This is a genomic window from Thioclava sp. JE_KL1, from assembly GCF_009296265.1.
Classification (GTDB): domain Bacteria; phylum Pseudomonadota; class Alphaproteobacteria; order Rhodobacterales; family Rhodobacteraceae; genus Thioclava.
Map to the genome: position 1 here is coordinate 93,863 of NZ_WBJS01000005.1, position 26,962 is coordinate 120,824.

Sequence of the window (26,962 nt, forward strand, 5' to 3'; positions counted from 1 at the left end):
TGCACGATTATGTGTGAGCGCAAAGGAGAGCCGATGCGCGAAAGCTACGATATCGAAGCCGCAATGGGCCGCGCCGAGAGCGACGGCCACGGCCACCTGCCCGACCCGGCGAATACGCGGCTTTTGCGCGATGCGCTCGCGCAATTCGCGACCGGCGTGACCGTGGTGACCGCTTGCGCGCATGAAGACGCGGCAGAGCCCGTCGGGATGACGGTGAACAGCTTCGCCTCGGTATCGCTCGATCCGGCGCTGATCCTATGGTCGGCGGCGCGTTCTTCGTTCCGACATGCGCATTTTACCGCGACACCCACTTTTGCCGTGCATGTGCTGCGCTACGATCAGGAGGCGCTGGCCAAGCGGTTCACCAAGCGCGGCGAAGGGTTCGACGGTCTGTCCTACCGGCTGAACGCGGCGGGCGTTCCGCTGATCGACGACACGCTCGCCCGGTTCGAATGCGTGACCGAGGCGCGCCACGATGGCGGGGATCACACGATCATCATCGGTCGCGTCACCCGCTTCGTGAAAGGCGCCGGGACGGACCCCCTGCTCTTCGCGGGTGGCCAGTTCGGGCGCTTCCTTCCCGATCAGCGCAACTGATTAAAGCTTCAACCGATCAGCGCAGCTGAGCGATCTGCCGCGCCAGCACCGTCACCGCCGCGCTGTTCGCTTTTGCGATGGCCTGCGGTTCCTGAGAACCGATCGGCACCGTGAAGTCGAACCGCCGCACCGTGTCTCCGCTGCGCTCATAGCCATTCGCCGAGACGAAATAGACGCCCGCAACATGCAGCAGCCCGTCGGCGCCCGGCAGCATCTGCTCGATCCGGACCTCGATCCTGCGGGAGGGCGGATCGGCGAGCGGCCACGGCTCGGAAATCACGGTGGCCCCAGAGAGGGACGAGATTTGCCGCGCCAACGCCAGCGTCACCGACCGCGCCGGATCATCCGCCCAGAGGTTGTCCGGGTTCGACCGCAGCGCCCCGTCCGCAGTTTGGAAGGCGATCTCCTGTCCGCCCGCATAATCCGGCAGCGATACCTCCCGCAGCTCGGCCCGGCCCAGCCGGTTCGGCAGCGCCTTCTCGGCGGTGGGCGGGTCGATTGGATAGCGCGCGATCTTCTCGGGATCGGAACAGGCCGCGAGGCCCAGGAGGCATAGCGGGATCAGGCTTAGAGCTTTCATCGTCATCTCCTGTCAGCGGCCCAGAATGAAGGACTGCGGATTGCGTTCGATCATACGCGCGAGCGAGCCGATATTCGAGATCGCCCGACGCAACTCGCGCAAGGTGCTAAGGGTTTCGTTCGAGAAGTTGGAGCCACGGCCATAGGTCGCGACCAGAGCCCCCGCCTGATCGACGAGCGATTGCAGCTTCTGCGTCAGTTCCGGCAGCTGATCCGAGGCTTTCGACACCGAATCCGCTGCGTTCTGCGCCGCATCGAGCGTCTGGTTCAGCTTGTCGGCCGCATTCGCTTCCTTCAGCTGGGTCAGGATCGCGGCGGTTTGCTCGAGCGTGTCGTTGAGCGATTGCGGCAGGTCCTGCGTGCCGGGCTTATTCAGAAGCTGGTCGATACTGGCGAGGATCGTGTCGAGTTTATCGCCCACATCCTTGAGCGGCATATCTGCGATGGCCGTCGCGGCGCGATCTGCAGAAGAGAGCGTCTCGTCGAGACCCGAGATTTCCTCGAGCACGGAGGACGCGGCCTCCGTCACACGGTCGAGTGCAGCCACGGTCTTATCCGCGGCATCCTTCTTGTTCAGCTCGGTCGTGAAGGTCTTGAGCTGCTCCAGCAGGCCGGACAACTCGCCCGGAACTTTTCGGGTTTCCTCGCTCTCGGCCACGGCCGAAATCGAATCCAATGTGCGGATCGCGGAGCTCATCACCTCCTCGATCGGCAGCCCTTCGATCCGCTTGAAGACGCCCTGCGCCGATTTCGAGAGATCGTTCTCGGCCGCAGGCGCGGTCGGGAGCGTCGGATAGGGTTTGGCGTCGAGATTCATCTCGGCGTCTGGCAGATCGGGCACATCGGTCAGTTCAATCACCGTCGTTCCGCCGAGAAGCCCGATATTCGCGATCCGCGCTCGCAGGCCGCTCTGAATCTCGCCCTGAAGGAACTGGGTCACGGCCTCTTCACCGGCGTCGCGGGACAGGCCGAGCCGGTCCGGCGACAGGGCGATCGTGAGCTGTTGCTGCGCATAGCTCTGGCCGGTGCTGTCCTTGCGGATCTTGATCGCAAGCCCGGTAACTTCTCCCGCCTCGACGCCCCGGAACTGCACTTTCGAGCCGACTTCGAGCCCCTGCACGGGATCATCGAACAGCAGCGTGTATTTCGGCGGGTCGACCACGTCCGACTGGAAGACCGAGTTTTCCGCCGTGTCCTTGCCGTCGTAGAGACGGAAGGCGTGTTCATTCTCGACGATCCCGCCGCCGCTGGTGAACGTGTCGAATTCCACCCCGCCCTGCACCAGCGTCGCGAGCGAGCGCACGTCGAGGCTGAGACCAGAGGTGTCGAATTTCACGGAGAAGCCCGACGTGTCCCAGAACCGGGTCTGGGTCGTCAGCTGTTTATTATACGGGGCTTCGATGAACGCATCCACGATCACGCCGGACCCGTCATCGTCGAGCCGCAGGTTCTGCAGATGGCCCACCGTCAGCCCGTGATAGAGAACCGGCGCCCCATCGACGATCCCGCCCGCATCCTTCGCGCGCAACTCGATGATGGTGCCCTTGGTCGGATCGGGGGAGATCGGCGGCTTGTCGAGACCCTGAAACATGCTCTGCTGCCCGTTGGGCTTATTGTTCCAGAAGCCCTCGATATAGGTGCCCGACAGCACCGTCCCGAGGTTCTGAATACCCCGCGCTGACACTTCGGGGCGCACCAGCCAGAATTTCGCATCCTGATCGACGAACGGCGCAACCTCGTTGTCGATGCGCACGCCGAGCTGCACCTGCTCCAGATCGGGGGTGAAAGAGACGCTCTCGACCTTGCCGACATCGACATCGCGGAACTTGAGCGGCGTGCCGATCTCGACCCCGGTCGCATCCTTAAAGTTGATATGGATGAGCATCCCGCGATCCGAGACCGTCTTCCATGCGACGCCGAGCGTGATCAGCAAGGCGATCAGCGGCACGATCCAGACGACGGAAAGCCGCGTCCAGATCGGGCGCGGAGCGTTGGAGGTTTCCAGCTCGGCCGGGCCGGTCTCGGGGGTGTCGTTCATGAACTCACTCTGTCAGGGCCGCGCCAGATCAGGCGCGGGTCGAAGCTTTGGGCGGATAGCATGGTGAATGCAACCGAGAGGGCAAAAGACGCGGCGGCAGGGCCGGGATGAATCGAGGCCACGAAACCAAGCTGCACCAGTGCGGAGAGGATCGCCACGACGAAGACGTCGATCATCGACCAGCGGCCGATGAATTCCACCACCTCGTAGAGATGCAGATGCGGAGGGCCGCCTTTGCGGCGCTCGTTTCCGACCGCGAGGGCTAGATAGGCAATGGCGATGAATTTCCCGATCGGGATCATCACCGAGGCGCCGAAGATGATCAGCGCCACGCCGTAATTGTGATGCCGCCACAGCTCCATCGCGCCGCCGACGATGGTGTTTTTCTGCTCATGACCAAGCGTCGCCGTGACCAGCATTGGGTAGAGATTGGCGGGAATGTAGAAGATCAGCCCCGCGATCCACCACGCCCAGACGCGCTGCAGCCCGCTCTTGTCGACCTTGTGCAGCGTCGCGCCGCAGCGTTCGCAATGCGCATGATCCGGGGTCCAGACCCGGCCGCAGCGGGTGCAGCCGATCAAGCCGGCATCGGTGGCGGTCAGCACATTCATTTTCGTTCGATCGCGTCCCATATCGTCCATTTGCTGACAAAGGAGTTCTTGAGCGCGATCACGATGATGAGAACGCAGAAAGCCCAGAAGGCAGGGCCGAGCGACACCTTGGCGAGACCGCCGAGTTTCACCAGCGCCACCGCCGTGCCGATGATGAAGATCTCCGCCATCGCCCAGGGCTGGCTTTCCTCGGCGAGGCGAAACATCGTCGCGGCGTGTTTCCAGGCGGGTTTGCCATTGGCGAGCGGCCAGAGCGTGTAGATCAGCGCGGCGAAGCGGAAGATCGGCAGCGCCACGATCATCGAAAGCACGAAGAAGGCCAGAGGCGCGATCCATCCATCGGAAAACGCCATCGCGACGCCGAAGATAGAGCTCTCGTGGCTCAGCCCGCGCGTCGAAATCTCGAGGAAGGGAAAGAAGATCGCTCCGATCATCAGGATCATCCCGGTGAAGGAGAAGGCGATGACATGTAGAAAGGACCGCTCGCGCGGCGAGATCAGCACCGTTCCACAGCGAACACAGGTCGCCCGCTTGCCATCGGGCAGATGCGTCGCGCGATAGAGCGCGTCGCACTGCGGACAGGCAATCAGGTCGGCCGGGTCAACTGTCATTGTGTTCGGGTGCCCATTCATCTGCCAAATCTAGCGATTGCCCGCGCCACGACAAGGGAAGAGGCCGATGGCTCGCATTTTATCCGTCAATCGCCTGTTAACACGCGCCTACTATACCGGACGCGGGTGAAAAGAGGTGGTGGAATGAGCAACCGCGACAACGCGGCGCCAATCATCATCAAGCGTAAGAAGGTTGTCGCAGGCGACGGGCACCACGGTGGGGCGTGGAAAGTGGCCTATGCCGATTTCGTCACTGCGATGATGGCCTTCTTCATGCTGATGTGGTTGCTGAACGCGACAACCGAGAAACAACGCAAGGGCATCGCGGATTACTTCAATCCGACGATCCCGATCAATCGCATCTCCGGTGGCGGAGAAGGCGCTTTCGGCGGGGATTCCGTCTTCTCAGAGGACCAGATTGCACAGAGCGGCACCGGTGCCGTCTCGCAACGCCCGACCGAAGAGCGTCAGGCCCGCGGCGAAAACTCCGCGGACGACACACAGGACAGCGACACGGCCAGCTTGAAAGAGATGGCGCGCGCGATCGAGCAAGCTCTGATGGGCGTGGGTGGCGAGTCGATGATCAGCGAGCAGCTCGCACGCCACATCGTGACCCGCGTGACCGACGAGGGTCTGATCATCGAGATTTCCGACCTGCCCGACGCGCCGCTTTTCGTCGGCGACACCGCCAAGCCGCAGCCGGTTCTCCCCGATCTGGCGAAAATCCTGACGCGGGTCTTCTCGCTCGTCTCAAACAACGTCGCGATCAACGGCTACACGAGATCCTACCCGAAAATGCTGGCCCATGACCCGGTCTGGGAGCTTTCCGCCGCACGCGCGCAAGCGATGCGGACATTGCTGGACGAGGCCGGCTTCCCCCCCGATCGGATGCAGCGCGTCAGCGGCTTCGCCGATCGCAAGCCCAAGGTCGAGCGTGCGATGGACCTGCGCAACAACCGTCTCGAAGTGATCGTGCTACGCAATGGCCGGTGAGGCGCGTCTTAGCGAAATGGTAACCACGGGTCGAAAAAGGCAGACCTGTTAGGGCGATCTTAAACACCCGGGCGCAAAGGTAGGAAGAACTTCGGACGCAGCAGCAGAAAGGCGCATCCATGTCCATTTCTTCCTCGCTCAATGCGGGCGTGGCCGGCTTGGCCGCGAATGCCACACGTCTTGCCACGATCTCGGACAATATCGCGAATTCGAGCACCTACGGCTACAAGCGCGCCGTCACCGAATTCGAAAGCATGGTGATCAATCAGGCGGCGAAGACTGGCTCCTATTCGGCTGGCGGTGTCCGTGCCTCCACGAGTCGCCTCATCGAAGAGAGAGGCTCGCTGGTCTCCACCTCGAACGCGCTCGACATCGCGGTTTCCGGACGCGGTATGCTGCCCGTCATGACGGCCGTGGCGCTCGATAACTCGACGGGCGACGAACCTTTGAAGATGACCACGACCGGCGCGTTTCGTACCGATGTCGACGGGACACTGATGACCGAATCCGGGCTTGTTCTGCTTGGTTGGCCCGCCAGTGCCGATGGCACCATCCCGACCTTCGCGCGCGACACCATGTCCGGGATGGAACCGGTGGTGATCAACGCCAACCAGACCGCCGGCGACCCCACGACGACGCTTAATCTCGGGGTCAACCTCCCCGCGACGGACACCGAAGCCGGATCTGCGGGCGATACGCTACCACTTTCCGTCGAGTATTTCGGAAATCTCGGAACATCCGAAACCCTGGACATTACATTCTATCCGACCGTCCCGGCCAGCGGCGCCTCTAACGAATGGGCCATGGTTATTCGCGATAGCGCCACGGTGGATGACCCGGGCACCCCCGCGACCGATGAAAGCGTCATCGGCCGCTATGTCCTGACTTTTGACGACAGCCGTAGCAGCGGCGGCACGCTGGCCTCTGTCAACGTTATCGCGGGTGGCGCCTATGATGCCTCGACCGGCACGCTCGATCTCTCCGTCGCCGGCGGTCCGCTGAGCGTCACCATCGGCAAAATCGGCGATACCAACGGCTTGACGCAGCTCTCCGACAGTTTCTCGCCGACATCGATCACGAAGGACGGCTCGCCCGTCGGCAATCTCACGGCTGTCGAAATCGATGAGGATGGCTACATCAAAGCGACCTACGACACCGGGTTCATCCGCACCGTCTATCAAATCCCCCTCGTGGATGTTCCCAATCAGAACGGCCTGATCGCGCTCGACAATCAGATCTTCGAAGTCTCCTCGAACTCCGGCTCTTTCTTCTTGTGGAATGCCGGTGACGGTCCGACCGGGTCGATCGAAGGCTACGCTCGCGAAGGCTCGACGGTCGATGTTGCAGAGGAACTGACCAATCTCATCCAGACGCAGCGCGCCTACTCGTCCAACGCCAAGGTAATCCAAACGGTCGATGAGATGCTGCAGGAAACCACCAATATCAAACGCTGATCCTGATCGGATCGGCGACGGGAGGTCGCAATGGGAATCTCGCAAACGCTATCCAATGCCTTGTCGGGCCTCACCGCGGCCTCTCGCATGGCCGAGGTCGTGGCCTCCAATACCGCCAACGCGCTCACCGACGGCTACGCCCGGCGCGAGATTTCACTCGGCGCACACGTCGTCGGCCAGCAAGGCGCCGGCGTTCGCGTGCTCAACGTCGACCGCATCGTCAACGAAACCCTCCGCAGCGATCTCCGCCTCTCCGATGCTGCGGCCCAAAACGCTTCACTGCGCGGCGACTTTCTTTCAACCTTCGAAGCTCGCATCGGCACGCCGGAGGATGCGAGCTCCTTATCCTCAAAATTCGCAGAGCTCGAAGCCTCGCTCGTCGAAGCTGGCAGCCGCCCAGAAAGCGAAGCCCGCCTGTCCACAGTGCTGAGCGCCGCCCGCGAGGTCACCGGGCACCTGAATATGCTCTCCGCAGAATTGCAGGACAGCCGGATGGACGCAGATCGAAAAATCGCGACGCAGGTCGACGCCCTAAACAGCGCACTCGCGCAGGTCGATGAACTCAACGCAACGATCCTGGCCGGAAAGGCCGCAGGCCATGACACCAATGCGCTCAAGGATCAACGTCAAACGCTGGTCGACCGGATCTCCAGCATCGTCCCCACCCACCAAGTCCCGCGCGAAAACGATCAAATCGCACTCTTCACCACAGGCGGTGCCGTCCTTCTCGAAGGCAACCCAGTCGAGATCGAGTTTACGGTGCGCGGAATCATAACGCCGGACATGACCCACGACGGAGGGGTTCTCTCAGGCCTGACGCTCAACGGAAACGCAGTCTCAAGTGACGATGACGGGTTCTTCGGCGGCGGCACGCTTGGCGCCCTCTTCGCCATCCGTGATACACTTGCTCCAAACCTGCAGGTTCAGATTGACGCACTCTCCCGCAACCTGATCGAGAGGGTCAGCGACCCGGCGGTCGACCCAACACTCAGCGGCGGCGCAGCCGGTCTCTTTACAGATGGCGGAGGCCCGCTCGATCCGCTCAACGAAACAGGCCTCGCCGCTCGGATCGTCATCAACCCGCTCGCGGACCCTGAACAAGGAGGCTCGCTTTCGCTGCTGCGTGACGGTTTCGGCGCATCCACCCCTGGCCCCGTGAGCAACGCAGAAAATCTTTTCTCACTCGCCTCAGCGTTAACAACCGCGTCCGCACCCGCCTCCGGAAATTTTGGCCCGTCGCTTCATTCAAGCGCAGAGCTTTTCGCAAGCTTCTTGTCCCAAGTTACGAGCGATCGTCAAAGCAACGAGGCGACTCAAACCTATGCAACGGCCCGTTACGACACATTGAAAGAGCAGGCCCTCGCTGAGGGTGTCGATACTAATCATGAAATGCAGAAACTTCTGCAAATTGAAGAACTTTACAGCGCCAATGCACGCGTCATCCAAACCGTCGATGCACTGATCAAACAGCTTCTGGAGATTTAAGATGAACTATCTCTCTGTTGGGGACATGGCGCTGAATTTCCAGATGCGACGCCACAATGCAGCGCTGGATACGAAATTGGCGACCCTTACCCAAGAAGTGACGTCTGGCATAAAATCCGATCTCGGCGCCTCCGTATCCGGCGACTTCGGCGCGCTCTCCGCAATCGATCGGAGCCTGAGATTGTTCGACGCATTCGACCTCGCCTCTACCGAGGCGAGCCAATATGCAGACGCGATGCAACGCAGCCTCGCGCGGATCGGCAACCTCGACGACGGCATCAGTACGGCCCTCATGTCTGCCGCAACCACCTCCAGCAAGATCATGATCGACGCGACCGTCGCGTCGACAGCCGAAAAGTTCGACGCGCTGATCGCAACACTCAACACGAATTCTGTCGGACGCTATATATTTGCGGGCGATCAAGGAGATACGACCCCGCTACCCGATGCCGAAACGATTATCACGTCCCTGTCTGCGGAGATTTCAGGGGCGACGAATGCGACGGATGTACTTGCGACCCTCGATATGTGGTTCGCCGACCCAAGCGGTTTCACCGCAACCTCCTATCAAGGTGGCGAAGCCAGGGGAAAATTCCACATCGCAGAGGGCGAAACCGCCGCGATCAATGTCACCGCAAATGACTCACGCGTTAAAGACGCGATTAAGGGCTACGCCATAGGCACGCTTTTGGACCGAGGTTTGTTCGACGGTAACCTGGCCCAGCGAAGTGCGCTTGCGAAGGAAGCGGGTGCGAGAATTCACTCGGGATCTCTCGCAGCCGTCGAACTCGCCGCGGAAGTCGGTTCGTTCGAAGGCAAAGTCGCCTCAGCAGCCACGCGAAACGATACTGAACGCGCCAGCCTTGAAATTGCACGGAAGAAACTCATCGGCGCCGACCCGTACGCCTCGGCAACCGCGCTCGAAGCGGTACGCTCCCAAATCGAGACGCTCTATCTTCTGACACGTCGGCTCGCCAACCTCTCGATGACGGATTACATGTGATGTGGCGCTGGTTGCTAGTTGCCCTCGTCTTCCTTCCGCAAATCGCTCTTTGCGCCCCGATCCGCATCAAGGATCTAGTCGAATTCGACGGAGTGCGCGGGAACGATCTCGTCGGCTATGGTCTGGTCGTTGGATTGAACGGTACGGGTGACGGGTTACGTAACGCTCCCTTTACCGAAGAGATCATGTCGAACATGCTCGAACGGCTCGGCGTTAACGTTACCGGGGAACAGTTTCGACCGAAGAACGTCGCCGCCGTGATGATCACGGCGAGCCTGCCACCCTTCGCGCGCGCCGGAAGCCAAATCGACATCACCGTCTCCGCGATTGGTGACGCCAAGAGCCTTCTTGGCGGCACCCTCGTGATGACCCCTTTGAAAGCGGCAGATGGCGAAATCTATGCGGTCGCGCAGGGAGCGATCATTGCCGGCGGCGCTGTGGCACAAGGTAACGCCGCTTCGGTGACTCAAGGCGTTCCGACCTCGGGAAATATTCCGTCGGGCGCGCGCGTCGAGCGCGAAATCGCCTTCGAGATAAACGACCTCAATACGGTGCGCCTCGCGCTGCGCACGCCCGACTTCACCACTGCAAGCCGAATTGAAACCGCCATTAACCGCGAATACGGTCGGCGCGTCGCGGAAATGCTCGACGGCGGCACTGTCGCTTTGAACATTCGCGAGACCCTCGCGCGCTCGGTCGCGCATGCGATCGGCCGGGTAGAGAATCTCAGTGTCGAACCAGAACAGCGCGCCCGGGTCGTGGTCGACCAGCGTTCGGGTACGATCGTCATGGGGGAAGACGTGCGGATTTCGCGCGTTGCCGTCAGCCAGGGGAACCTGACCCTCAAAGTGGAGGATAGCCCCCTTGTGGTGCAACCCAACCCGTTTTCGCAAGGAGATACGGTCGTCGTCCCCAGATCGCAGGCGACTCTCACAGAAGAGCCAGGCATTCGCATGGCCGAAGTCCCACAGGGCAGCTCGCTAGCGGAATTGGTCGCGGGGCTCAACGCGCTCGGCGTTAGCCCGCGCGACATGATCGACATCCTCAAGAGCATCAATGCCGCGGGCGCGTTGCATGCAGAATTTGTCGTGAATTGACCTGAAGCCTCGAGAACGACTGCCCTGAAACAAGCGAAGCGGAACCTTGCGGTTCCGCCTCTGCGCCTGAACTTTCAGGAAGTGGTGCCGGTGATAGGACTCGAACCTACGACCCCATCATTACGAATGACGTGCTCTACCAGCTGAGCTACACCGGCACTGTGGCGGGCGATTACCATGCTCTTTCGGGGATGTGTAGCCCCAAAATGATCAAGCTGTCGCAGTTCCGCTTTGCGTCTCCTTCGATGCACTTGCAGCCTCGCCTTCCTCCTTCGGCGGATCGACGATTTCCGCGTCCTGAATGGGGGCGTCTTCGGCTTCATCTTCTTTCTTGGGCGAGGGTTCGGCACTCGGCTTGCCCACGATCAAGGGCAGCATCTCCGCCCCATGCGGCAGCGGCGACTGCGCCTGTTGCGGCTCGCGCCAGCTGAGCGTGTCGAAGCCACCGCAATTGTCACAGATCGGCGTCCATTCGGACTGAATGTTCTGACATTTGTCGCAGCACCATTGCGGACCGCGCGGTGCAGTCAGGGCCCGGGCCAACCACCCGCGCACGACGACATCCTCCGCCCCTTCACCGCGCTCGACCGCCGCCATGATCGTCAGCGATCGGGCCGTCGGATGTGTCTCGACGAGATCGCCCAGCGCCCGGCGCGCCGCAGGGAAATCTTCGGCCGCGATGTTCAGTTCCGCTTTCAGAAGGCGGGTTTCCTCATGATCAGGACGGCTCGAAAGCAGCTTCGAGAATCGCTTCAGCCGTGCTTCCGGCGTCTCATCCGGGGTAATCTCCGCGAAAGCGGTCGCAAGATCCGGATGCGGCCGCACTTCCCAAGCCTTCCGCAAGATACGCTCCGCCGCGCCTTTCTTGCCCTTGTCGATATAGGCGCGGGCCGCCATCACGACGGCAGGCACCAGATCGGGCGACGCTTTGGCGGCCGAAATCGCAGCTTCACGCGCCTCGACGCTCGCGCCTTCCTGCCAGACGCCCTTGGCCTCTTGCAGTGCGAGGACAGCATCGCGGCGCTTATGGACGTCACGCGGCAGTTCGCCCTGGCGCATCTTCGCCTGCAAAATCTCCCGCGCGCCTTTCCAGTCGCCCGTCTCAGTCTGCAGCCCCAGAAGCGTATCCTGAACTTCACGGTGACGCGGCTTGATCGCATAGGCTTTCTGCGCGAGCTTCAGCGCCGTTTCGGTATCGCCCTCTTCCAACTTCTGGCGCAGCAGCCCGCGAATCCCCACGAACCGCGTGCGGTCATCCGCGAGGAGCCGTTTGTAAACTTCGGTCGCTTTCTTCGAGTCGCCCGAGGCTTCCGCCGCCTGCGCGGTGAGAAGGTTGGTCAGCTCCGGACGTTGCAGATAGCGCTCGGCCTTCGCCGCTTTCGACATGGCGAGCTTGCCCTCGCCGGACGCCGCCGCAAGCAGCCCTTCGGACAAAGCCTGATAGCCTTTGCGTTCGCGATGCCGGTCGAAATAGCGGGTGATCGCGGTTTCGTCGCCCGCAAGGAAGCGCAGGAAGGCGACTACCAGACCGACGACCCGGATCACAATCCAGATCGCGATGAAAAGGATGATCGCCGCGATCACCGCCTGCAGCGGGCCCAAGGTGAATTCCATGCCAAGCGTCGTGATCCGCAGACCGCCCGTCATCTCCGCGAGATGCGCGAGGCCCAGGGTCGCCGCGGCGACGACAATCAGAAACAGCGCGATTTTGATGAATGACCAGATCATGTCCGTCTCCTTATTGCGTCGCGCCAAGCTGGTTGGCCGCGTCGAGCGCAGCCACCCGTGCTTTCGCCTGGTTCACCCAGTCGGACATCGCCTCCTGTGCGGGGTCGGGCAGTTTCGCGATCTCGTCGAGCGCCTCGGACAAGGCCCCCCGGTCGACATCAGCCTGCGCTCGCGACAGCACCGCATCCGCGCTATCGCCCTCTTTCGGCGCGACCGAGCGTGCCCCGGTCTGAGCCAGAAGGAAGGCGCCGACGCGATCGCTGATCGAGCCGCCTGTCTCGGTGCGGCGCGCCGCTTGAAGTGCGGCCCGCGCGGCATCCGGGAAGCTCGATTGCAGCGACTGCAGGCTCGGAATGTCACCACTGAGCGCCGCCGGGATTTCCACACCTGCGTCGCGCAGATCGGCAAGCGGCGCGTCAACCGACGTGCCCGCATCCAGCGCCGCTTTCACGCGCGCCGCCGCAGCCTGCGTCATCGCCGCCTTGGCGGCGGCCTCGCTTTGCGATTTCAGGTTCTGCGCCTGCGCTTCGGCTTCTTTGATCCGGGCTTCGGCGGCTTTCGCGGCCGCTTCAATCTCGGCTTGCGCCGCGCTGCCGCCAGTGTCGGTCTGCAGCGACGCGATCTGCGATTTCAGATCCTCCAGCGCGGATTTGTTTGCCCGGATATCCGCGTTAACCTGATCGAGCGCGCCTTGAACGCCCGACAGATCCGGCGCGGGCGGCTGCGACGACTTCAGGGTCGCAATCTCTTCGGAGAGTTGACCGATTTGCTTCGATTGGTCATCGAGCTTGGCTTGAATGGCCGCCTCGTCCACCGGGGCCGGTGCGGTCGGCAGCCATCCGGAAAGTTGCGGCGGCAGATTGGGGATCGCCCAAATCGCGACGCCCGCGCCGATCACAGCCGCAATCACACCGCCCAGGAAAGCGGACCCGAACCCGCCGCGCTTTTCGATCACCGGCTGGGGCGAGGTGCTCGCCTTTGCCGTATCGCTTTTCGGCGGAGTCTTGTCGGTGGTCGTGGCGCTGCTGGTCGTCGCGGCGCTCGCAGGCTTCGCAGCCTGCGCTTTATCTTCCGATGCGCCGCTTGCGGTCGACTTCTTCGGCTCGGCCTCCGGTTTTGCACTGGTCGTGGCCGGGGTCGAGGTCGTCTCGGCCTTCGCAGTCGCAGAATCGGACTTCGGCGCCGCATCGGCTTTCGCAGGGGTCTCCGCCTTGGTTGCCGGCGTGGAGGTCGGCTTGGCGGTCCCGGTCGTGCTCTTGGACGTATCCGCTTTGGTCGCAGGCGTAGACGTGGAGGACGACTTCGCAGGCGTGCTCGACTTCGATGCCGCAGCGGGCTTGCTAGACCCAGCCGCGCTCGACTTGTCCGTCGCTTCGGGCGTCGTCGGGGCCTTCGTGTCCTTCGGCGTGGTTTGCGAAGAAGTGGCGTCGGATTTGGTCTCGGACTCGGTCGTCGATTTCGCGTCTTCCGGCTTGCTCGTATCGGAAGATTTCCCGGTTGTCCGTTTCGCCATCGTCTAAGCCCTCCACTGCCGCACCAAATTGCGCGTTCACATCAACTTAGAAGTCAGTCCGCGACTGCTCAACCCGCCTTTTGCCTTTGCAGCAAGACGGCAAGCGCATCGAGCATCCCTTGCGCATCGGGATGCGAGGCAACTTCCAGATGGCACAAGCTAGCGCTTTTGAGGCGAGACGCCACTGCCTCGCTCATAGCTGCGACAAAGAGCGGCGGCTTGGGCGCATCGGGCATAGAATTTAGGAAGCGATCCGCCGCGTTTGGCGAGAAAATCGGCACCAATACAGGGCGCGATGCGCGCAGTGCCGCCTGCGCCTCACCGCTCAACGGGCGGGAGACCTGGCGGTAAATGATCGCAGATTCAGTCTCTATTCCGGCGGAATTCAGCCGATTTTCGAGATCGAAGGCGACCTGCTCTCCCCGAAGGAAGAGCAGTTTTCCGCCGAGCTCACGCTGCGCGATCATTTCGCTCAACGCCTCCGCATCGCCCGGCCCGGCGATCGCATCGAACCCGGCCTCGCGTGCCGCCTGCGCCGTACGCTGCCCCACGCAATAGGCCCGGCGGCCCTGTCCCTGAGCCAGTCGCCGGAACGCGGCCACGGCATTTTGCGAGGTGAAGATTGCGGTCTGAAACTCGGGTATCGGCGTGTCTAAAGGCTCGATCTCCGTGAGCGGAGAGACGATGACAGGCCAATCATGCCCAAACCTGTTGCGGAATGCCTCTTCGAATCCCCCTGCCGCGACGGCGGGTCGCGTGACGAGGAGAATCGGTCTCTCAGGCTGGCTGTCCATCCACCGCCCCGGGATTGTGCGAACGCTTCCCCGGTGTTACCTGCGTTGGATAACCCACGCAACAGGCGCCCCGATGACCGATACGCTGACCTTTCTCGGGCTGGAATCGAGCTGCGACGATACGGCAGCGGCGATCGTACGCCTGACGGATGGCAAGCCGGAAATCCTCTCGAGCGTCGTCGCCGGGCAGACCGATCTGCATGCGGCCTTCGGTGGCGTGGTCCCCGAAATCGCGGCGCGCGCCCATGCCGAGAAGCTCGATCTCTGCGTCGAAGAGGCGCTGGAAGAGGCCGGACTTGGGCTCGACGCGCTGGATGGCATCGCGGTGACCGCGGGTCCGGGGCTGATCGGCGGGGTGATGTCGGGCGTGATGTGCGCCAAGGGCCTCGCCGCCGGGGCGGGTCTGCCGCTGGTCGGCGTGAACCACTTGGCGGGCCATGCGCTGACCCCGCGCCTGACCGATGGGCTGACTTTTCCGTACCTGATGCTGCTTGTTTCCGGCGGGCATTGCCAGTTTCTGATCGCGAAGGGGCCGGAGGATTTCTCGCGGCTCGGCGGCACGATCGACGACGCGCCGGGCGAGGCGTTCGACAAGGCGGCGAAGCTGATGGCCCTGCCCCAACCCGGCGGACCGTCGGTCGAGGCCGAGGCACGCAAGGGCGATCCCAAGGCTTTTGCCTTCCCGCGGCCTCTTCTGGATCGGCCGGGCTGCGATATGTCCTTCTCCGGGCTGAAGACCGCGCTGCTGCGCGCCCGCGATCAGGTGGTGGCAGAGCATGGCGGGCTCCCGCGCCAGATCCGCGCCGATCTTTGCGCGGGTTTCCAGCAGGCGATTGCGGATGTCCTGATCGAGAAATCGCGGCGCGCCTTGGCGGAATACCTCAAACTCGCACCCGCCAACCCCGGCTTCGCGGTCGCAGGCGGTGTCGCGGCAAATCAGGCTATTCGGGCTGGATTAGAGACTGTTTCACGTGAAATGGGCGCCGAATTCGTAGCCCCGCCTTTGAAGCTTTGCACCGACAACGCGGCGATGATTGCATGGGCCGGGATCGAGCGGTTCCGCAGTGGCGCGCAAGACGGGATGGACCTGACCGCCCGCCCCCGCTGGCCGCTGGATCGCAGCGCCGCACCGCTTCTTGGGTCGGGAAAGAAGGGGGCCAAGGCATGAGTATTTCGGTCCTGGGCGCGGGCGCTTTCGGCACCGCGATGGCGGTGACACTGTCGCAAAACGGGCCCGTGACCCTTTGGGCGCGCGATGCCGAGCATGTGCAGGCCATGCGCGAGAACGGTGAGAACGCGCGCCGTCTTCCGGGTGTCAAACTGCCCCAAAACGTCACTGTTTCGGCGGAAATCGCAGATGCGCTGCAAGCCGAGACCCTGCTTCTCGCGATGCCGATGCAGAAGATGACCGGGTTTCTCGACACCCATTCCGACACGCTTGCGGGTAAGACCCTCGTCTCCTGCTCGAAAGGCATCGACCTCTCCACCGGCCAAGGGCCGACGGCCCTGATCCGCGCGAAAGTGCCGGGCGCGCGGGCTGCGGTACTGACCGGGCCGAGCTTTGCCGGGGATATTGCGCGCGGCCTTCCGACCGCCCTGACGCTTGCCTGCGCCGATCATTCCGAGGAGCTGCAGGCCGAGCTGTCGACGCCGACGCTGCGGCTTTATCGCACGACCGACACGACCGGGGCGGAACTCGGCGGCGCGCTGAAGAATGTCTACGCGATCGCCGCGGGCACCGTGATCGGCGCGGGTCTTGGCGATTCCGCGCGCGCCGCGCTGATGACCCGCGGTTTCGCCGAGATGTTGCGGATCGCGACGGAGCTGGGAGCCCGGCCCGAGACGCTGTCGGGCCTGTCGGGTTTCGGCGATCTGGTGCTGACCTGCACCTCGGCGCAATCGCGCAATTTCCGGCTGGGCCACGCGATCGGCGCGGGCGAAGCCTTCGATCCCTCGATCACCGTCGAGGGGGCCGCGACCGCGCAGGCCCTGAACAAGCTGGCCCATACGCGCGGGCTGGAAATTCCGGTGGCCGCGATGGTTATGGCGCTTACCGAACAGTCAATCAGCGTGGATGAGGCGATGCAGGCTCTGCTCGCCCGCCCCTTGAAGGAGGAATGAGATGTATTTTGCCGTGATCTGCCGCGACAAGCCCGGCGCTCTGCAAACCCGGATGGACAACCGCGAAAAGAACCTCGCCTATATCGAAGAAACCGGCGTGGTCTTCATGGCAGGCCCGTTTATCGAGAATGACCAGATGGTCGGCTCGCTCGTGATCGTGGAGGCCGAGAGCCTCGAGGCCGCACAGGACTGGGCCGCGAACGATCCCTACGCGAAGGCGGGGCTGTTCGAGGATGTGCAGGTCAAGGCGTGGAAAAAGGTGATCGGCTGATGCGGTACTGGCTGTTCAAATCGGAACCCAACAAGTTTTCCTGGGACGATCTGGTCGCCAAGGGCGATGCGGGCGAGGAATGGGACGGCATCCGCAACTATCTCGCGCGTAACAACATGCGCGAGATGAAGATCGGCGATCGCGGCCTGTTCTACCATTCGAATATCGGCAAGGAGGTCGTCGGCATCTGCGAGGTCGTGGCCGAGAGCCATCCGGATTCCACGACCGACGATCCGCGCTGGGATTGCGTGGACCTCAAGGCGGTGCGGCCGTTTACCAAGCCGGTCACGCTGGCCGATGTGAAAGGTGAGCCGCGCCTGTCGGAGATGTCGCTTGTGACCTCGATGCGGCTGTCGGTTCAGCCGGTCACCGAAGAGGAATGGAAGATCGTCTGCGAAATGGGCGAGACCGATCCGACTTGAACCGGATAAAACAGGAGGGTTCCGGCACCCCAGCCAGAACCCTCCTTCACCCACGTGCACCCCTACGCACCACACGTGAAACTAAATCTCGGGTCTGGCCATCCTGGCCTCTGCCTTATCCGTATATACAAAGATGCGGTCGCGCAAATGGCATCTACAGACAATATTCCTTAAATTCAGGACGTTAACGGAAAACTCACGCCGAAAACGCGTGATTGCCATAGCGCGCCGCCGCGCTAATCTAGAGGCATGCAGTCAGTCATTCTCGTCGCACATGGATCCCCGTCCGAGCCTGAAACTCAGGAGAAGGCTCTGATTTCCTTGGCCAATAAGATCTCGGAAGAGATGCCCGGGCGCGCGATAGACGCGGCGACGCTCGCAAAGCCGGGATCGTTGGAGGCCGTCTTGGCGCGGCACGAAGATCCGGTGATCTATCCCTATTTCATGGCGCAGGGCTGGTTCACCAAGACCGAACTTCCGCGGCGGCTGGAGGCGGCGCGCTCGCAAGCGCGCCAGTTGGAGCCGTTCGGCGTCGATCCTGCGTTGCCCGATCTGCTGACCAGAGTGATCTTCGAGGCCCGCGCCTCGGAGGGCATCCCAGCCGACTCGCCCCTGATTCTCGTGGCGCACGGGTCGAAAATATCGCGAAAATCGCGCAATTCGGTTTACGACATGGCCGAGACCCTGGGCCGCAATCCCGCAATGCCGGAGATTCATGTGGCCCTGATCGAAGAGCCTCCGTTCCTCGAAGACGTGGCCCGCGCGCACCCGGATGGCGTGTGTCTGCCCTTCTTCGCGCTGCGGGCAGGACATGTGACAGGCGATATTCCTGAGGCCTTGCAAGCAGCTAGCTATCGAGGGCGCCTTTTGCCCGAGATTGGGGCCCATCGTGAGGTTCCCGTCCTGATTGCACAGGCGATTTCGCGGGGCTGATCACGAACCTTCACGGACTCGTAGATTGTCACATAGCTGTTACATAATGTTTGCATAAGCGTCACCGAAGACCCCTAGGACCGCGCTGAGGCCACTCGACGGCCCAAATTTCAGAACACTGGGAGTGATCTATGAAATCGTTCAACCTCGCCGCCTCCGCGATCGCGATCGTTGCCGCTTCGGGCACCGCCGCTTTCGCGCGTGACAACATCCAGGTCGCCGGTTCCTCGACCGTGCTGCCCTACGCCTCCATCGTCGCCGAAGCTTTCGGTGAAAACTTCGATTACCCGACCCCGGTCGTGGAATCGGGCGGCTCCTCGGCTGGCCTGAAGCGCTTCTGCGAAGGCGTTGGCGAAAACACGATCGACGTCGCGAACGCTTCGCGCAAGATCAAGGACAAAGAAGTCGCGACCTGCGCCGACAACGGCGTCACCGACATCATGGAAGTCCGCATCGGATATGACGGCATCGTCTTCGCGTCGCAAAAAGACGGCCCGGCCTTCAACGCTTTCACCCCCTCGGACATCTTCAACGCGCTCGGCGCGAAGGTCCTGAAGGACGGCGAAATCGTCGACAACGGCTACGCCAAGTGGAACGAGTTCAACTCCGACCTGCCGGATGCCGACATCATCGCCTTCATCCCGGGCACCAAGCACGGCACCCGTGAAGTCTTCGAAGAGAAGGTTCTGGAAGCTGGCTGTGAAGCGACCGGCGCGAAAGAAGCCTTCATCGCTTCGGGCATGGACGAAAAAGCAGCCGGCAAGGCCTGCATGGAAGTCCGCACCGACGGCAAGGCTGTCGACATCGACGGCGACTACACCGAAACCCTCGCCCGCATCGGCTCCAACCCGAACGGCATCGGCGTTTTCGGTTTGGCGTTCTACGAGAACAACACCGACAAGCTGAAAGTCGCGACGATGTCGGGCGTCGAGCCCTCGACCGAGACCATCGCTTCGGGCGAGTACCCGGTGTCGCGTCCGCTCTACTTCTACGTCAAGAAAGCGCATATCGGCGTGATCCCCGGCCTGAAAGAATACGCTGAGTTCTTCGTCTCCGACGAGATCGCTGGCCCCGACGGCCCGCTCGCTCAGTACGGCCTCGTTGCTGACCCGGAACTGGCCAAGACCCAGGATGCCGTGGCGAACGAAGTGACCATGGGTTCGGGCTCGTAATCGAGACCGCTATCTTCAGGGGGCGGCTTATTTCGCTGCCCCCTTTTTCCTTTTTGGTTATTTTCAACTGGTGGGGCTGAAATGCCTGTTTTGTGGATCGTTGTGATCGTGGTCGTGCTGGCAGTCGTCGGCTTCGTGATGGGCCGAATGCGTGCGCTGCATTCGGCAGGCGAAGACCGACGGTCTCTGCACAGCCTGCCGAATTACTACGGCTTCAACGTCGCGATGTTCACCGCCGTGCCGGCTCTTCTCCTGCTGCTGGTCTGGATGGTGGCGCAGCCGCTGATCGTGAATACTCGGGTCTCCGCCGAAATCCCCGATGCGCTGCTGGATGGCTCGAACATGAGCCTCGTGATGTCCGATGTCCGGCGCGTCGCGGATGGTCTCGACACCGCAATTGCCCAAGGCGCGCTGAGCGCACGGCAAGCAGCGAATATCGATCTTCAGACCACGGACCTGCGCGAGGTTCTCGGCTCGGTCGGGGTCGCGCTCGGCTCCAGTGTCGATCCGGCGACGCTGAACGCGGCGCAGACCTATCGCGGCATGACCTCGACGGGCGATCTCGCGATGACGGTACTGGTCCTGCTGGCAGCCATCGCGGGCTTTGCCTTCGCCTACCTGCGCACGAACAAGGATTTCCGCGCCCGCAACACGGTCGAAAAAGGCGTGCGCGTTCTGCTGATCGCCGCGGCCTCCATCGCGATCCTGACGACGATCGGCATCGTTCTGTCGCTAGTCTTCAACACGATCGAGTTCTTCCGCCTCTATCCGATCTCCGATTTCTTCCTCGGCACGACCTGGTCGCCGAGCTTCGGGGGCGGGTCGGATCTGGGCATCCTGCCGCTTCTGTGGGGCACGCTCTATATCTCGTTGGTCGCACTTCTGGTCGCAGTGCCGATCGGGCTGTTCGCCGCCGTCTACCTGTCGGAATACGCGACCAAATCGGTGCGCGGCATCGTGAAACCGCTTCTCGAAGTGCTCGCCGGCATCCCGACCATCGTTTACGGTCTTTTCGCGCTGCTGACGGTGGGCCCGTTCCTGCTCTCGATCTTCGGCGCGAATGGTCCGACCGCTGCGATGGCCGATGGTGGCTGGATGCATGCGGGCACGGCGGTGATGACCGCGGGTCTGGTGATGGGCATCATGCTGATCCCCTTCGTCTCCTCGCTGTCCGACGACATCATCAACGCGGTGCCGCAAAGCTTGCGCGACGGCTCCTATGGCCTCGGCGCGACGAAATCCGAAACGATCAAGCAGGTGATCCTGCCCGCAGCCCTGCCCGGCATCGTCGGCGCCGTGCTTCTGGCGACCTCGCGTGCAATTGGCGAGACGATGATCGTGGTTCTGGGCGCGGGCGCCGCCGCGCGGCTCAGCATGAACCCGTTCGACGCCATGACCACCGTCACCGCCAAGATTGTCTCGCAGCTGACCGGCGACGCTGATTTCGCCTCCCCCGAGGCGCTGGTCGCCTTCGCGCTCGGCATGACGCTGTTCGTCCTGACGCTCGGGCTCAACATCTTCGCGCTCTACATCGTGCGCAAATACCGGGAGCAATACGAATGAGTGATGCGACCCAACACGGCGCAGGCCAACCCGCGACGCGTTCGCTGCATCATCTCGATGCGCGCACGAAACGCCGCAACGCCTCCGAGAAACGATTCAAGGCGCTCGGCATCGGCGCGATCGGGATCGGTCTCGCGTTCCTCGTGATCCTGCTGGTGACGATCGTCTCCAACGGTGCGACTGCGTTTCAGCAGACCTTTGTCGAGGTGCCGGTCTATCTGGGCGCCGCGAAGCTCGACAAGAAGGGCAACCGCGATCCGGAGGATCTGAAGAAGGCCACCACCTTCACCTACAAGCCGCTGATCGAGCAAAGCCTGCTCGACGCGGTGGAGAAATCCGGCGCGACGACCGATCTCGCCAAGGCGAAGGACATGAAGAACCTGATCTCGGCCTCGGCTGCGAGCCAGGTGCGCGACGCGGTCCTCGCCGACCCGTCGATCATCGGCACGACGGTGGATTTCAAGATTCTCGCCTCGTCGCGGGTGGACAGCTACCTCAAGGGCCGGGTGCATCGCGACGAGATCGCCAAGGACAAGAACATCACCGTGGCGCAGCTCGACCTCGTCGATCAGCTGCGCGACGCGGGCATCATCCACAAAGGTTTCAACTGGGCCTTCATCTTCGGCGCCGACGCGTCCGACAGCCGCGCCGAGCAGGCCGGGATCGGGATCTCGATGCTGGGCTCGTTCTACATGATGCTGGTGGTGCTGGTGCTGGCCCTGCCAATCGGGGTCGCTGCCTCGATTTATCTCGAAGAGTTCGCACCGAAGAACCGCATCACCGACCTGATCGAGGTGAACATCTCGAACCTCGCAGCGGTGCCGTCGATCGTCTTCGGTATCCTCGGCCTCGCGGTGTTCATCCAGTTCGCGCATCTGCCGCAATCGGCCCCGCTGGTCGGTGGCCTCGTGCTGACGCTGATGACCCTGCCGACGATCATCATTTCGACCCGTGCCGCGCTGAAAGCCGTGCCGCCCTCGATCCGCGACGCCGCCCTCGGCGTTGGCGCATCGAAGATGCAATCGGTCTTCCACCACGTGTTGCCGCTGGCGATGCCCGGCATCCTGACCGGGACGATCATCGGTCTGGCGCAGGCTCTGGGCGAGACCGCACCGCTCCTGCTGATCGGGATGGTGGGCTATATCGCGACCAACTCGCCGGACGGGTTCCTCGACGGCTTCGTCTCGCCCAACTCGGCCATGCCCGCGCAGATCTACGAATGGGCCAAGCGCGCCGACCCGGCATTTTACGAACGCGCCTGGGGAGGTATCATCATTCTGCTGATCTTCCTTCTGGGCATGAACATCATCGCCATCATCCTGCGCCGCAAATTCGAGCGTCGTTGGTAAGGGAGCGCGAGAAATATGGAAGACATGAGCCTGACGGAGAGAGCCGTGACCACTGACGACATCAAGATCACCGCACGCAACGTGCAGGTCCATTACGGCGACACCCACGCGATCAAAGACGTCGATGTCGATATTCTCGACAAGACCGTCACCGCGTTCATCGGCCCGTCGGGCTGCGGGAAGTCGACCTTCCTGCGTTGCCTGAACCGGATGAACGACACGATCGATATCTGCCGCGTCGAGGGCGACATCAAACTCGACGGCGAAGACATCTACGACAAGCGCGTCGACCCGGTGCAGCTGCGCGCCAAGGTCGGCATGGTGTTCCAGAAGCCGAACCCGTTCCCGAAGTCGATCTACGACAACGTGGCCTATGGGCCGAAAATCCACGGCCTGACGAAGAACAAGGCCGAGCTGGATCAGGTGGTCGAGGACTCGCTGCGCAAGGCGGCGCTGTGGAACGAGGTTAAAGATCGCCTGCACGCGCCCGGCACCGGGCTTTCGGGCGGTCAGCAACAGCGCCTGTGCATCGCGCGCGCCGTGGCGACCTCGCCGGAAGTGCTGCTGATGGACGAGCCCTGCTCGGCGCTCGACCCGATCGCGACCGCGCAGGTCGAGGAACTGATCGACGAGCTTCGGGCGAATTTCTCGGTAGTGATCGTGACGCACTCGATGCAGCAGGCCGCACGCGTCAGTCAGAAGACTGCGTTCTTCCACCTCGGAAACCTCGTCGAATACGACGACACGGACAAGATTTTCACCAACCCGTCCGACAGCCGGACGGAAAGCTACATTACCGGCCGTATCGGCTGAGGAGGCAAATAATCATGAGCGAGCACATTCTTTCCGCCTTCGACCGCGATCTCGAAGCGGTGCAGGCATTGGTCGTCAAAATGGGCGGCCTCGTCGAGGAGCAGATCCTCGAAAGCGCCCGCGCCCTCGAAGTGCGCGATCTCGAACTGGCCGAGCAGATCCGGGCCCGTGACCGTGCCGTCGACGAGCTGGAAGAGAAGATCAACGAAGAGGCCGCGCGCCTGATCGCCCTGCGCGCCCCCGCCGCGCGCGACCTGCGCATGGCGCTCTCGGTCATCAAGATCTCGGCGAGCCTCGAGCGGGTCGGCGATTACGCGAAGAACATCGCCAAGCGCACGCAGGTTCTGTCCGACGGGCCGCAGATCAGCGGCACCGCGACCGCGATCCGCCGCATGGCGGGCACGACGGAAGCGATGCTGAAAGACGCGCTCGACGCCTATATCCAGCGCGACCCGAAACTGGCCGCCGATGTGCGCGAGCGCGATCTCGAAGTTGACCAGATGTATAACGCGCTGTTCCGCGAATTCCTGACCTACATGATGGAAGACCCGCGCAACATCACGCCCTGCATGCACCTGCATTTCATCGCGAAGAACATCGAGCGGATGGGCGACCATGCGACGACGATCGCCGAGCAGGTGATCTACCTCGTGACCGGCGAAATGCCGGAAGACGCGCGCCCGAAAAGCTCGAGCGTAATGTGACGGAGACCTGAGAAATGTCGCCAGCCCAACAACCCTGTGTCCTTGTGGTTGAAGACGAAAACGCCCAGCGCGAAGTGCTCAGCTACAACCTCGAAGCCGAAGGGTTTCGCGTCGTGATGGCAGAGAACGGAGACGAGGGCCTCTTGTTCCTGAAGGAAGAGAAGCCCGATCTGATCGTGCTGGACTGGATGCTGCCCAACGTCTCCGGCATCGAGATTTGTCGCCGCGTGAAGGCCAATTCCGAGACCCGCAACATTCCTGTCATCATGCTCTCGGCACGCTCCGAAGAGGTGGACCGGGTACGGGGCCTCGAGACCGGCGCGGACGACTACGTCGTGAAACCCTATTCGGTCGTCGAGCTGATGGCGCGCGTGCGCACCCAGCTGCGCCGCACGCGGCCCGCGACGATGGGCGAGCGGCTGAGCTTCGAGGACATCATCCTCGATGCCGAGGAACACCGCGTCTTCCGCAACGGCCAACCGCTGAAACTCGGGCCGACCGAGTTCCGGCTGCTCTCGACGATGATGGAAAAACCGGGCCGCGTCTGGACCCGCGATCAACTGCTCGACCGGGTCTGGGGGCGCGACATCTATGTCGACACCCGCACCATCGACGTCCATGTCGGGCGGCTGCGCAAGGCGCTGATGGCCAATGGCGGGGATGATCCGGTGCGCACGGTGCGCGGCACGGGCTACGCGCTGGGATAAAGCGAAACAGGCGCGCGGATCACCGCGCGCCTTTTCAATTCAGTCCTTCAGGCACAGCTTGCACGAGGCAAGCGCCGCCATGTTCAGGATGTCGTTCACCGTCGACGTGGTCGAGCACAGCTGCACCGCGTGGCTCGTCCCGGTCAGGATCGGGCCGATCACGGTCGCGCCCGCCATCTCCTGCATCAGTTTCACAGAAATCGAAGCCGAATGGCGTGCCGGCACGACGAGAATGTTGGCGGGGCCGGTCAGACGGCAGAACGGGTAGTTCTTCATCTGATCCATGTTGAGCGCCACATCGACGGTCATCTCGCCATCATACTCGAAATCCGCCCCGCGCGCGTCGAGCACCTTCGGCGCGACATGCATCTTCGTGGCCCGCTCCGAGACCGGATAGCCGAAGGTCGAGAAGGAGCAGAAGGCCACGCGTGGCTCGAGGCCCAGACCCCGCGCCACATGCGCGCCCGCCGTCGCGATATCGGCCAGATCGTTCTCATCGGGCCATTCATGCACCAGCGTATCGCCGATCAGCACCACGCGACCCTTGTTCAGCAGGGCGGTAATCCCGACCGCCCCATCCGAAGGCTTCGCGTCGATCACCTTGTTGATCAGTTCCAGAACATGCGCCGATTTCCGGGTCGCGCCTGTGACCATCGCATCGCCATGTCCATGCACCAGCATCAGCGCCGCGAAGACATGACGGTCGCGCGTCGCCAGCTTATGCGCATCCTCGCGGTCCACGCCCTGCCGTTGAAGGCGCTTATACAGGAAGTCCTTGTAGGTCTCGGTATGCTTGGAATTGGCCGCATTCACCACGCGCAGCTCGCGATAGGCATCGCCCAAGCCTGCGGTTTCCAGCTTTTCCTTCACATCCTGCTCGCGACCCACGACCAGCGCCTCGCCCATGCCGGAGCGCTGATAGGCCACAGCGGCGCGCAGCACCCGCTCGTCATCGCCCTCGGCAAAGATCATCTTCGCCTGCGCCTGACGCGCACGGCTCTGGATGCCCTGCAGGATCGACGCGGTCGGGTCCATCCGGGCTTTCAGGCTTTGCGCATAGCCTTCCATGTCGATGATCGGACGGCGCGCAACGCCGGTATCCATCCCGGCTTTCGCGACCGCCGGCGGGATCACGTGGATCAGCCGCGGGTCGAAGGGCGTCGGAATGATGTAATCGCGCCCGAAGCTGAGCTTGCGCCCATAGGCCATCGCGACCTCGTCGGGTACATCCTCGCGGGCGAGCTCCGCCAGCGCGTTGGCGCAGGCGATCTTCATCTCGTCATTGATCGCGCGGGCGTGGATGTCGAGCGCGCCACGGAACAGGTAGGGGAAGCCAAGAACGTTGTTCACCTGGTTCGGGTAATCCGACCGCCCCGTCGCCACGATCGCATCCGGGCGCACCGATTGCGCCTCTTCCGGCGTGATCTCCGGATCCGGGTTCGCCATCGCGAAGATCACCGGATTGTCGGCCATCGACTGCACCATCTCGGGCGTCACCGCGCCCTTGGCCGACACGCCGAGGAACACATCCGCGCCTTCCATCGCCTCTTCGAGCGAGCGCGCCTCGGTCACCGCCGCATGGGCCGATTTCCACTGGTTCATGCCCTCGGTGCGGCCCTGATAGATCACGCCCTTGGTGTCGCACATGATGCAATTGTCGTGCTTCGCACCCATCGCTTTCACGAGTTCCAGACAGGCGATGCCCGCAGCGCCCGCGCCGTTTAGCACGATCTTGCAGTCCTCGATCTTCTTGCCCGACAGCTCCAGCGCGTTGATCAGCCCCGCCGCACAGATCACCGCCGTGCCGTGCTGATCGTCGTGGAACACCGGGATGTCCATCAGCTCCTTGAGCCGCTGCTCGATGATGAAACATTCCGGCGCCTTGATATCCTCGAGGTTGATCCCCCCGAAGGTCGGCCCCATCAGTTTCACCGCGTTGATGATCTCGTCGGCATCCTCGGTATCGAGCTCGATATCGATCGCATTCACATCGGCGAACCGCTTGAAGAGGACCGCCTTGCCCTCCATCACCGGTTTCGAGGCCAGCGCCCCGAGATTTCCAAGCCCCAAAATGGCCGAGCCGTTCGAGATCACGGCGACCATGTTCCCCTTCACGGTGTAATCGTAGGCCAGTTCGGGGTTCTCGGCGATCGCCTCCACCGGAACCGCGACGCCGGGGCTATAGGCCAGCGACAGATCGCGCTGCGATGTCATCGGCTTCGACGCGGTGATGTCGTATTTCCCCGGATGCGGGTCGAGGTGATAGGCCAAGGCCTCCTCGGGCGTGATACGGTTCTTGCTGGGCATTGGGCCGGTGCTCCTCCTGCAGGTCCGAACCCGTTTAACGTCCCGTGATCCGCCACTCAACGGAATTGCGCCCGAATCCGGGGTTTTGTAGGGTCGC

General features: G+C 62.6%; 26 protein-coding genes and 1 tRNA gene. 18 read left to right on the top strand and 9 right to left on the bottom strand.

The window, feature by feature from the left end; translation table 11 throughout:
• The first annotated feature begins 63 nt into the window (after nt 1-63).
• Nucleotides 64-597, top strand: a complete 534-nt coding sequence (locus F8R15_RS10450) for a flavin reductase family protein (protein WP_078541747.1) — start codon at nt 64-66, stop codon at nt 595-597.
• Between the two features lie 16 nt (nt 598-613).
• On the opposite strand, the gene F8R15_RS10455 is transcribed toward F8R15_RS10450, so the two are convergent.
• The 4 genes from F8R15_RS10455 to F8R15_RS10470 are packed head-to-tail and all read right to left on the bottom strand — an operon-like array spanning nt 614 to nt 4,436.
• Nucleotides 614-1,177: a membrane integrity-associated transporter subunit PqiC gene (locus F8R15_RS10455; RefSeq protein WP_168173847.1), complete on the bottom strand. Its 564-nt coding sequence runs from the start codon at nt 1,175-1,177 to the stop codon at nt 614-616.
• 12 nt (nt 1,178-1,189) lie between these two features.
• On the bottom strand, nt 1,190-3,214 hold the full coding sequence (locus F8R15_RS10460) for an MlaD family protein (RefSeq protein ID WP_078551049.1): 2,025 nt from the start codon (nt 3,212-3,214) through the stop codon (nt 1,190-1,192).
• Nucleotides 3,211-3,825 carry a paraquat-inducible protein A gene (locus F8R15_RS10465; protein WP_244176661.1) on the bottom strand — a complete coding sequence of 205 codons (615 nt, stop codon included), beginning with the start codon at nt 3,823-3,825 and terminating at the stop codon, nt 3,211-3,213. Before F8R15_RS10465 ends, F8R15_RS10460 begins: the two co-directional genes overlap by 4 nt.
• Nucleotides 3,822-4,436 carry a paraquat-inducible protein A gene (locus tag F8R15_RS10470; RefSeq protein WP_244176662.1) on the bottom strand — a complete coding sequence of 205 codons (615 nt, stop codon included), beginning with the start codon at nt 4,434-4,436 and terminating at the stop codon, nt 3,822-3,824. The genes F8R15_RS10465 and F8R15_RS10470 overlap by 4 nt, the downstream gene beginning before the upstream one ends.
• Before the next feature lie 144 nt (nt 4,437-4,580).
• On the opposite strand from F8R15_RS10470, the gene F8R15_RS10475 reads away from it, so the two are divergent.
• The 5 genes from F8R15_RS10475 (at nt 4,581) to F8R15_RS10495 (ending at nt 10,468) form a co-directional block, all read left to right on the top strand.
• Complete coding sequence (locus F8R15_RS10475) at nt 4,581-5,429, top strand: flagellar motor protein MotB (RefSeq protein WP_078570586.1); 849 nt, start codon at nt 4,581-4,583, stop codon at nt 5,427-5,429.
• A 119-nt stretch (nt 5,430-5,548) separates the two neighbouring features.
• The gene (locus F8R15_RS10480) at nt 5,549-6,883 is read left to right on the top strand and encodes a flagellar hook protein FlgE (protein ID WP_078605845.1); all 1,335 of its coding nucleotides are present in this window, start codon (nt 5,549-5,551) and stop codon (nt 6,881-6,883) included.
• Between the two features lie 30 nt (nt 6,884-6,913).
• A complete protein-coding gene (gene flgK / locus F8R15_RS10485; protein WP_152844542.1) occupies nt 6,914-8,368 on the top strand; it encodes a flagellar hook-associated protein FlgK in 1,455 nt (484 codons plus the stop codon).
• A 1-nt stretch (nt 8,369) separates the two neighbouring features.
• The gene (locus F8R15_RS10490; RefSeq protein ID WP_152844543.1) at nt 8,370-9,371 is read left to right on the top strand and encodes a flagellar biosynthesis protein FlgL; all 1,002 of its coding nucleotides are present in this window, start codon (nt 8,370-8,372) and stop codon (nt 9,369-9,371) included.
• Entirely contained in the window at nt 9,371-10,468 is a 1,098-nt protein-coding gene (locus tag F8R15_RS10495) for a flagellar basal body P-ring protein FlgI (protein ID WP_152844544.1), read from the top strand. Before F8R15_RS10490 ends, F8R15_RS10495 begins: the two co-directional genes overlap by 1 nt.
• A gap of 82 nt (nt 10,469-10,550) precedes the next feature.
• Here F8R15_RS10495 and F8R15_RS10500 read toward each other — a convergent pair.
• The 3 genes from F8R15_RS10500 to F8R15_RS10510 all read right to left on the bottom strand — a co-directional run bounded on the left by F8R15_RS10500 (nt 10,551) and on the right by F8R15_RS10510 (nt 13,094).
• Nucleotides 10,551-10,626: transfer RNA gene (locus F8R15_RS10500), tRNA-Thr, on the bottom strand.
• A 52-nt stretch (nt 10,627-10,678) separates the two neighbouring features.
• Nucleotides 10,679-12,196, bottom strand: coding sequence for a heme biosynthesis protein HemY (locus F8R15_RS10505; RefSeq protein ID WP_078541476.1), 1,518 nt, complete (start codon nt 12,194-12,196; stop codon nt 10,679-10,681).
• Nucleotides 12,197-12,206: 10 nt separating this feature from the next.
• Nucleotides 12,207-13,094, bottom strand: a complete 888-nt coding sequence (locus tag F8R15_RS10510) for a COG4223 family protein (protein ID WP_152844545.1) — start codon at nt 13,092-13,094, stop codon at nt 12,207-12,209.
• On the opposite strand from F8R15_RS10510, the gene F8R15_RS10515 reads away from it, so the two are divergent.
• Entirely contained in the window at nt 13,057-13,716 is a 660-nt protein-coding gene (locus tag F8R15_RS10515; RefSeq protein ID WP_152844546.1) for a hypothetical protein, read from the top strand. The two genes, F8R15_RS10510 and F8R15_RS10515, sit on opposite strands and share 38 nt — an antisense overlap.
• A gap of 61 nt (nt 13,717-13,777) precedes the next feature.
• On the opposite strand, the gene F8R15_RS10520 is transcribed toward F8R15_RS10515, so the two are convergent.
• Nucleotides 13,778-14,503, bottom strand: coding sequence for a uroporphyrinogen-III synthase (locus F8R15_RS10520; protein WP_152844547.1), 726 nt, complete (start codon nt 14,501-14,503; stop codon nt 13,778-13,780).
• A gap of 73 nt (nt 14,504-14,576) precedes the next feature.
• Between F8R15_RS10520 and tsaD the strand changes: the two genes are divergently transcribed.
• The 11 genes from tsaD (at nt 14,577) to phoB (ending at nt 24,558) form a co-directional block, all read left to right on the top strand.
• Nucleotides 14,577-15,671, top strand: coding sequence for a tRNA (adenosine(37)-N6)-threonylcarbamoyltransferase complex transferase subunit TsaD (tsaD, locus tag F8R15_RS10525; protein ID WP_152844548.1), 1,095 nt, complete (start codon nt 14,577-14,579; stop codon nt 15,669-15,671).
• A complete protein-coding gene (locus F8R15_RS10530; RefSeq protein WP_152844549.1) occupies nt 15,668-16,624 on the top strand; it encodes an NAD(P)H-dependent glycerol-3-phosphate dehydrogenase in 957 nt (318 codons plus the stop codon). The genes tsaD and F8R15_RS10530 overlap by 4 nt, the downstream gene beginning before the upstream one ends.
• A 1-nt stretch (nt 16,625) precedes the next feature.
• Complete coding sequence (locus F8R15_RS10535) at nt 16,626-16,895, top strand: YciI family protein (protein ID WP_152844550.1); 270 nt, start codon at nt 16,626-16,628, stop codon at nt 16,893-16,895.
• On the top strand, nt 16,895-17,317 hold the full coding sequence (locus tag F8R15_RS10540) for an EVE domain-containing protein (RefSeq protein WP_078522684.1): 423 nt from the start codon (nt 16,895-16,897) through the stop codon (nt 17,315-17,317). Before F8R15_RS10535 ends, F8R15_RS10540 begins: the two co-directional genes overlap by 1 nt.
• 249 nt (nt 17,318-17,566) lie before the next feature.
• Nucleotides 17,567-18,250: a sirohydrochlorin chelatase gene (locus F8R15_RS10545; protein WP_152844551.1), complete on the top strand. Its 684-nt coding sequence runs from the start codon at nt 17,567-17,569 to the stop codon at nt 18,248-18,250.
• Nucleotides 18,251-18,381: 131 nt separating this feature from the next.
• Nucleotides 18,382-19,422 carry a PstS family phosphate ABC transporter substrate-binding protein gene (locus F8R15_RS10550; RefSeq protein ID WP_083079467.1) on the top strand — a complete coding sequence of 347 codons (1,041 nt, stop codon included), beginning with the start codon at nt 18,382-18,384 and terminating at the stop codon, nt 19,420-19,422.
• Nucleotides 19,423-19,503: 81 nt separating this feature from the next.
• Nucleotides 19,504-20,985, top strand: a complete 1,482-nt coding sequence (gene pstC / locus F8R15_RS10555; protein WP_152844552.1) for a phosphate ABC transporter permease subunit PstC — start codon at nt 19,504-19,506, stop codon at nt 20,983-20,985.
• Nucleotides 20,982-22,334: a phosphate ABC transporter permease PstA gene (gene pstA / locus F8R15_RS10560; protein ID WP_152844553.1), complete on the top strand. Its 1,353-nt coding sequence runs from the start codon at nt 20,982-20,984 to the stop codon at nt 22,332-22,334. The genes pstC and pstA overlap by 4 nt, the downstream gene beginning before the upstream one ends.
• A 15-nt stretch (nt 22,335-22,349) precedes the next feature.
• Nucleotides 22,350-23,147: a phosphate ABC transporter ATP-binding protein PstB gene (gene pstB, locus F8R15_RS10565; RefSeq protein WP_078522679.1), complete on the top strand. Its 798-nt coding sequence runs from the start codon at nt 22,350-22,352 to the stop codon at nt 23,145-23,147.
• Nucleotides 23,148-23,161: 14 nt separating this feature from the next.
• The gene (gene phoU / locus F8R15_RS10570; protein ID WP_152844554.1) at nt 23,162-23,851 is read left to right on the top strand and encodes a phosphate signaling complex protein PhoU; all 690 of its coding nucleotides are present in this window, start codon (nt 23,162-23,164) and stop codon (nt 23,849-23,851) included.
• 14 nt (nt 23,852-23,865) lie between these two features.
• A complete protein-coding gene (gene phoB, locus F8R15_RS10575) occupies nt 23,866-24,558 on the top strand; it encodes a phosphate regulon transcriptional regulator PhoB (protein ID WP_078522678.1) in 693 nt (230 codons plus the stop codon).
• Between the two features lie 39 nt (nt 24,559-24,597).
• Here the strand turns inward: phoB and F8R15_RS10580 are convergent, their stop codons facing one another.
• Nucleotides 24,598-26,865: an NADP-dependent malic enzyme gene (locus tag F8R15_RS10580; protein ID WP_078602424.1), complete on the bottom strand. Its 2,268-nt coding sequence runs from the start codon at nt 26,863-26,865 to the stop codon at nt 24,598-24,600.
• Between the last annotated feature and the right edge of the window lie 97 nt (nt 26,866-26,962).